At 70.7% G+C, this 7,399-nt stretch carries 7 protein-coding genes; all 7 read left to right on the top strand.

Annotated features, from left to right (window positions below; all coding sequences use genetic code 11):
* Positions 1-14: 14 nt before the first annotated feature.
* The 7 genes from mtgA (at position 15) to araG (ending at position 7,347) form a co-directional block, all read left to right on the top strand.
* Positions 15-770, top strand: coding sequence for a monofunctional biosynthetic peptidoglycan transglycosylase (gene mtgA / locus F3J18_RS21730; protein WP_025096818.1), 756 nt, complete (start codon positions 15-17; stop codon positions 768-770).
* 399 nt (positions 771-1,169) lie between these two features.
* Positions 1,170-2,105, top strand: coding sequence for an IclR family transcriptional regulator (locus tag F3J18_RS21725; protein WP_025096817.1), 936 nt, complete (start codon positions 1,170-1,172; stop codon positions 2,103-2,105).
* Positions 2,102-3,106 (top strand): 2-dehydro-3-deoxygalactonokinase, encoded by a 1,005-nt coding sequence (locus F3J18_RS21720; RefSeq protein WP_025096816.1) that lies wholly within the window; start codon positions 2,102-2,104, stop codon positions 3,104-3,106. The genes F3J18_RS21725 and F3J18_RS21720 overlap by 4 nt, the downstream gene beginning before the upstream one ends.
* 32 nt (positions 3,107-3,138) lie before the next feature.
* Entirely contained in the window at positions 3,139-3,819 is a 681-nt protein-coding gene (locus tag F3J18_RS21715) for a 2-dehydro-3-deoxy-6-phosphogalactonate aldolase (protein ID WP_166914113.1), read from the top strand.
* Positions 3,816-4,595, top strand: a complete 780-nt coding sequence (locus F3J18_RS21710; RefSeq protein WP_013696605.1) for an SDR family oxidoreductase — start codon at positions 3,816-3,818, stop codon at positions 4,593-4,595. Before F3J18_RS21715 ends, F3J18_RS21710 begins: the two co-directional genes overlap by 4 nt.
* 166 nt (positions 4,596-4,761) lie before the next feature.
* Positions 4,762-5,757 (top strand): arabinose ABC transporter substrate-binding protein, encoded by a 996-nt coding sequence (locus F3J18_RS21705; RefSeq protein WP_025096814.1) that lies wholly within the window; start codon positions 4,762-4,764, stop codon positions 5,755-5,757.
* A gap of 78 nt (positions 5,758-5,835) precedes the next feature.
* Positions 5,836-7,347 (top strand): L-arabinose ABC transporter ATP-binding protein AraG, encoded by a 1,512-nt coding sequence (araG, locus tag F3J18_RS21700; protein ID WP_166914111.1) that lies wholly within the window; start codon positions 5,836-5,838, stop codon positions 7,345-7,347.
* Positions 7,348-7,399 lie beyond the last annotated feature (52 nt).

Raw genomic sequence — 7,399 nt, 5'->3', positions numbered from 1 at the left:
GCCGGCCCTCGCGCATGGTGATCCCGCTCGGCGCCGGCAAGGCCCGCCCCGGCCGCGAGGCGCGGCGGCGCGGCCTGGCGCGCTGGGCCGTTTATGTGGCGGCGGTGCTGGCCGGCGCCTGGCTGGTCACCCAGCTCTACTACTTCACGCAGATCGCGCTCTGGAGCGTGATCGATCCGGGCTCGACCGCCTTCATGCGGGCCGACGCCTGGCGCCTCAAGGGCGACACGCCGCCCGTGGCGATCCAGCACCAGTGGATGCCCTACGAGCAGATCTCGCGCAATCTCAAGCGCGCCGTGATCGCCTCCGAGGATGCCGATTTCGCCAGCAACAACGGCTATGAGGTCGACGCGATCCTGCAGGCCTGGGAGAAGAACCGCGCGCGCGGACGCATCGTCGCCGGCGGTTCGACCATCTCGCAGCAGCTCGCGCGCAACCTGTTCCTGTCGAGCCAGAAGAGCTACCTGCGCAAGGGGCAGGAGCTGATCATCACCTGGATGCTCGAGACCCTGCTCGACAAGGAGCGGATCTTCGAGATCTACCTGAACTCGGTCGAATTCGGTCGCGGCGTGTATGGCGCCGAGGCCGCCGCGCGCTATTACTACCGGGTGCCCGCCAGCCAGCTCACGGCCTGGCAGGCCGCGCGGCTCGCGGTGATGCTGCCCAACCCGAAGTTCTTCGACGCGCATCGCAATTCCCCGTATCTCGCTCAACGCACGCGCGTGATCGCGCGGCGCATGGGCGCCGCCGAGCTGCCTGCCTCGCAATGAGGTGACGGGAGGAACGGCGCCGGCCGTTCGTCCTCTCGCGCAACCCCGGCTCCCCTTTCCGATATCGCGTGCCGCGGCCTCGACCGGCCCTTGCCGCATTCGACCCGCATCGTCGCGCATCTTCGAGAAACCGGTTCCACCCTCGCGCCGTTTTCTGCGAATATCTCAATATTTGGGCGATGCATTCAAATATTGGAGACGGCGGGAGCGGCCTCTACAATCGGCAACCAATCGATATGCAGCGGCGCGAGATCCGAACCAGGGATCCGCAGCCGCGGCAACCAGGAGACAAGCGATGAAGCCGATTCAACAGTTCGCCGTTCCGCGTGCCTTGGTCCGTTCCCGGGCCGTCTAGGCCTGCCGCTTCGTGATCGCCCATTACAGCGACCCGAGCCATCCATGAACAAGACACCGATTTCCCTCGCGCCGAATGCCGGCGCCTCCGCCTCGAACGGCGCCTCGCACGACGCGCGTGCCTCCGGCGCCGCGCTCGACGCCTTGTCCGACAGCATCGGCGCGACCGGTTCGCCGCTCGACCTGGCGGCGCAGCAGGCCGGCACGCAGACATTGCTGCGCGGCCTGGCGATCCTCGAGGCGATCGCCGGCGGCGCGCGCGACATGCGGGCGATCGGCGCGGCGCTCGGCACCACCCGCAGCACCACCCACCGGCTGGTGAGCAGCCTGGTGCAGGCGCGCTACCTGCGCCAGGTGCAGGGCGGCTACCTGCTGGGCCCGAAGCTGATCGAGCTGGGCACCATCGCGCTGGAGCAGATGCCGCTGACGGCGGTGGCGCGTCCGCATCTCGAGGCGCTGGCCGACGCCACGCTCGACACCATCCACCTCGGCATGCGCGACGGCGACGACGTGCTCTACATCGACAAGATCCCCGGCACGCGCGGCCTGGAGATGCGCTCGCGGATCGGCCACCGGATGCCGCTGGCCTCGACCGGGATCGGCAAGGCGATGATGCTGGACCTGCCGCCGGACACCTGGGCCTCGCTGTTCGAGGCCTCGCGCCGCTCGCTGGCCGGCGTCAGCTTCAAGCCCGACCGCCGCCCCGACGCGACCACCTTCCTGCAGCGCATGGCGCATTACGCGGCCGGCGGCTACACCTTCGACCTGGAAGAGAACGAGGCCTCGATCCGCTGCGTGGCCGCGCCGGTGCGCGACGCCTCGGGCGCGATCGTGGCGGCCGTCTCGGTGGCCAGCACGATTCCCTACATGCCGCTCGACCGCATGGACGAGCTGATTCCGATCGTGCAGCGCGAGGCGCGCGCGATCTCGGCGGAGCTCGGTTGGAGCGCGCCGCAAACGACCCGCAGGATCAAGCGATGACGATGGACCGACCGAACCCCGCCACGCCGGCGCTGATCGCGATCGACTGGGGCACCACCTCGATGCGGGCCTTCCTGTTCGCGGCCGACGGCAGCGTGCTGGAGGCCGGCGCCCACGCGGCCGGCGTGATGAGCCTGCCGCGCGCGGGCGGCGCGGCGGCCTTCGACGCCGCCTTCGAGACCGCCTGCGGCGCCTGGCTGGACCGCTGGCCCGAACTGCCGGTGCTGGCCGCGGGCATGGTCGGCAGCGCGCAGGGCTGGCGCGAGGCGCCCTATGTCAACACGCCGGTGGATGCCGACGCGCTGGCGGCCGGCCTGATCCGCGTCGAGTCGGCGCGCGGCGTGCCGGTGGCGATCGTGCCCGGCGTGCTGGAGGCGGGCACGCTGCCCGACGTGATGCGCGGCGAGGAAACCCAGATCGTCGGCGCGCTGGCCGACGATCCGGCGCTGGCCAGCGGCGCGGCCGGCGCGCTGATCGGCCTGCCCGGCACGCATGCGAAATGGGCCTGGGTCCGCGCCGGGCGCATCGAGCGCTTCCGCACCTACATGACGGGCGAGCTGTTCGCCGTGCTGCGCGACCACACCATCCTGGGCCGCACCATGCGCGCCGGCGAGCATGCCGATGCCGAAGCCTTCCGGCGCGGCGTGGCGGTGGCCCGCGAAGGCCGCGAGGCGGGCCTGCTGGCCACCATCTTCAGCACCCGCACGCTGGGCCTGACCGGGCAGCTCGCGCCCGAGTCGCAGGGCGACTACCTGTCGGGGCTGCTGATCGGCCATGAACTGAACGCGCTGGCGGCAATGCTGGCCGGCGTCGGCACCACGCTGGCCGCCCAGCCGCCGCGCCTGATCGGCGACGCCACGCTGTGCGCGCGCTACCTGAGCGCGCTGCGCGAATTCGGCTGCGACGGCGCGCGCCTGGTCGAGCGCGCCACCGAGCGCGGGCTCTGGCGCATCGCCACGCAGGCCGGCCTGATCGGCGCGGCCGCCTGCACGCCGGGCTGAGCCCGGCCCACCGAATCGAGGAGATCGACACGATGTCATCCGAACTGACGCTGCCCGCCCCCTATGCCCCGCACGAGGGCCTGGCGCGCGCCTTCGCGGCCTGCCCGCTGATCGCGATCCTGCGCGGCCTGCGGCCCGAGGAAGCGGTCGAGCACGGCACCGCCCTGGTCGAGGCCGGCTTCCGGCTGCTGGAGGTGCCGCTCAATTCGCCCGATCCGTTCGCCAGCATCGCCGCGCTGCGCGCCGCGCTGCCGGCCGAGGTGCTGGTCGGCGCGGGCACCGTGCTGCGTCCCGAGTATGTCGACGAAGTGTCGCGTGCCGGCGGCGAGCTGATCGTGATGCCGCATGCCGATGCCGAGGTGATTCGCCGTGCCAAGGCGCTGGGCATGGCCGCCGCGCCCGGCGTGGCCACCCCGAGCGAGGCCTTCGCCGCGCTGCGCGCCGGCGCCGACGTGCTGAAGATGTTTCCCGCCGAGCAACTCGGCCCGGTGGCCGTGAAGGCCTGGCGCGCGGTGATCGACAAGCGTGTGCCGCTGGTGCCGGTGGGGGGCGTGACGCCCGACAACATGGGCCCGTACCTGTCGGCCGGCGCCAACGGCTTCGGCCTGGGTTCGGCGCTCTACAAGCCGGGCCAGGACGCGGCCACCACCGCGCGGCATGCGCAGGCCTATGTGAAGGGCCTGGCGATCGCGCGCAGCGGGGCCGCGAAATGAATCGGCTGGCCGGCAAGACGGCACTGGTGACGGGCGCCGGCCGCGGCATCGGCGCGGCGATCGCGCTGGCCTTCGCGCGCGAGGGCGCGGCGGTGCTGATCGCCGAACTCGACGAGCGCGCGGGCCACGAGGCGGCCGCCGCGATCGCCGCCGAGGTGGACGGCGCGCGCGTGCTCGCGCATCGCACCGACGTGACCGAGCCGGCCTCGGTGGCCGAGGCGGTGGCGCTGGCCGAGCGCGAGTTCGGCGCGCTCGACGTGCTGGTCAACAACGCCGGCGTGAACGTGTTCTGCGATCCGTTGACGATGCGCGACGAGGACTGGCGGCGCTGCTTCGCGGTCGACCTGGACGGCGTCTGGAACGGCTGCCGCGCGGCGCTGCCGGGCATGGTCGAGCGCGGTCGCGGCAGCATCGTCAACGTGGCCTCGACGCATGCCTTCCAGATCATCCCGGGCTGCTTCCCGTATCCGGTCGCCAAGCACGGCGTGCTGGGCCTGACGCGCGCGCTCGGCATCGAATACGCGCCGCGCAACCTGCGCGTCAACGCGATCGCGCCCGGCTACGTGGAGACCCAGCTCACGCACGACTGGTGGAATTCGCAGGCGGATCCGGCCGCGGCGCGCGAGGCGACCCTCGCGCTGCAGCCGATGAAGCGCATCGGCCGGCCTGACGAAGTGGCGATGACGGCGGTGTTCCTCGCCTCCGACGAGGCGCCCTTCATCAACGCCACTTGCATCACGATCGACGGCGGGCGCACCGCGCTCTACCACGATTGAGGCCGGCGCCCGCCAGGCGGGCCGGCGGCGGGCAGCACCCGCAGCATTCGCAGCAAGGCAGCACCCGCAGTATCTCGGAAAGACCGCAGCACGCGACGGCCGCGCGCGTGCCGCGGCACAGAACCAGGCGGCCGGACCTTGAATGGCATCACAGGAGACGACACAGATGAAACGCAGAACCTTTGTCACGCTCGCGGCGGCAGCGGCCGTGCTGGCAGGCGCCCCGTTCGCCCAGGCGGCGGACCCGGTGAAGATCGGCTTCCTCGTCAAGCAGCCCGAGGAACCGTGGTTCCAGGACGAGTGGAAGTTCGCCGAAATGGCCGCCAAGGCCAAGGGCTTCACGCTGGTGAAGATCGGCGCGCCCTCGGGCGAGAAGGTGATGAGCGCGATCGACAACCTCTCGGCGCAGCAGGCGCAGGGCTTCATCATCTGCACGCCCGACGTCAAGCTCGGGCCGGGCATCGTCGCCAAGGCCAAGTCGCACAACCTGAAGATGATGACGGTCGACGACCGCCTGGTGGACGGCAGCGGCAAGCCGATCGAGTCGGTGCCGCACATGGGCATCTCGGCCTACAACATCGGCAAGCAGGTCGGCGACGGCCTGGCCGCCGAGATCAAGAAGCGCGGCTGGAACATGGCCGAGGTCGGCGCGATCGACATCACCTACGAGCAGCTGCCGACCGCGCACGATCGCACCAGCGGCGCGACCGACGCGCTGGTGGCGGCCGGTTTCCCGAAGGCCAACGTGATCGCGGCGCCGCAGGCCAAGACCGACACCGAGAACGCCTTCAACGCGGCCAACATCGCGCTGACCAAGAACCCGCAGTTCAAGCACTGGGTGGCCTACGGCCTCAACGACGAGGCGGTGCTGGGCGCCGTGCGCGCCGCCGAGGGCCGCGGCTTCAAGGCCGACAACATGATCGGCATCGGCATCGGCGGTTCGGACTCGGCGCTCAGCGAGTTCAAGAAGCCGCAGCCGACCGGCTTCTACGGCACCGTGATCATCAGCCCGAAGCGCCACGGCGAGGAAACCTCGGACCTGATGTACGCGTGGATCACGCAGGGCAAGATGCCGCCGCTCTTGACGCTGACCACCGGCATGCTGGCCACGCGCGAGAACGTCGGCATGGTGCGCACCGAGATGGGCCTGGCCTCGAAGTAAGCGCGATTCGCGTAGTGGCTTGAAGTGAAAGCGGGCCGTCGCGTGCTGCGGCGGCCCGGCAACGAAGTGGAGGCGAAGTTGGCTGCGGTTCTGCGTTTCGACAATATCGGCAAGGTCTTCCCCGGCGTGCGGGCACTCGACGGCATCTCGTTCGACGTGCACGGCGGGCAGGTCCATGGCCTCATGGGCGAGAACGGCGCGGGCAAGTCCACGCTGCTGAAGATTCTCGGCGGCGAGTACCAGCCCGATTCGGGCAGCGTGCTGGTGGACGGCCAGCCGGTGCGCTTCACGAGCGCGGCGGCCTCGATCGGCGCCGGCATCGCGGTGATCCACCAGGAGCTGCAATACGTGCCCGACCTGACGGTGGCCGAGAACCTGCTGCTCGGCCGCCTGCCGAACGCGCTCGGCTGGGTGCGCAAGGGCGATGCGCGCCGCCACGTGCGCGAGCGCCTGCAGGCGATGGGCGTCGATCTCGATCCGCAGGCCAAGCTGCGCAAGCTGTCGATCGCGCAGCGCCAGATGGTCGAGATCTGCAAGGCGCTGATGCGCAACGCGCGCGTGATCGCGCTCGACGAGCCGACCAGCTCGCTCTCGCATCGCGAGACCGAGGTGCTGTTCAAGCTGGTCGAGGACCTGCGCGCCGAGGGCCGCGCGCTGATCTACATCTCGCACCGCATGGACGAGATCTACCGGCTCTGCGACGCCTGCACGATCTTCCGCGACGGCCGCCGGATCGCCTCGCACGCGGTGCTGGCCGAGGTGCCGCGCGAGCAGTTGGTGAGCCAGATGGTCGGCCGCGAGATCAACGACATCTATCACTACCGGCCGCGGCCGCTCGGCCAGACGCGGCTCGAGGTCAAGGCGCTGGCCGGCGACGCGCTCAAGGCGCCGGCCGATTTCTCGGTGCGCGCGGGCGAGATCGTCGGTTTCTTCGGCCTGGTCGGCGCGGGGCGCAGCGAGCTGATGCGCGTGATCTACGGCGCCGATCGCAAGCGCGGCGGCGCGCTGGTGCTCGACGGCAAGCCGATCGAGATCCGCCGCACCGGCGACGCGATCCGCCACGGCATCGTGCTGTGCCCGGAGGACCGCAAGGAGGAGGGCATCGTCGCGATGGCGACGGTCGCCGAGAACATCAACATCAGCTGCCGCCGCCATTCGCTGCGCGCCGGCATGTTCCTGAACGGACGCAAGGAAGCCGAGACGGCCGAGCGCTTCATCAAGCTGCTCAAGATCAAGACGCCGAGCCGCCGGCAGAAGATCCGCTTCCTGTCGGGCGGCAACCAGCAGAAGGCGATCCTGTCGCGCTGGCTGGCCGAGCCCGACCTGAAGGTGGTGATCCTCGACGAGCCGACGCGCGGCATCGACGTGGGCGCCAAGAACGAGATCTACCAGGTGATCTACGAGCTGGCCGAGCGCGGCTGCGCGATCGTGATGGTGTCCTCGGAGCTGCCCGAGGTGCTCGGCGTGTCCGATCGCATCGTGGTGATGCGCGAGGGCAGGATCGCCGGCGAGGTCACGCGCGAGGGGGCGAACGAACAGGTGGTGCTGAATCTGGCGCTGCCGCAGGGGCCGGCCGAGCAGGCCGCTTGACGCGGCGCGCTCACGGACGAAACGAGTTAGGGAGACGGCGCGGCGATTCCGC

Origin of the sequence: Burkholderia sp. Ax-1720, from assembly GCF_011753035.1 — a bacterium.
In the GTDB taxonomy this organism is placed as follows: domain Bacteria; phylum Pseudomonadota; class Gammaproteobacteria; order Burkholderiales; family Burkholderiaceae; genus Burkholderia; species Burkholderia gladioli.
Note: the sequence above shows the minus strand (reverse complement) of the source record. Positions and strands in the feature narration are given on the sequence as shown.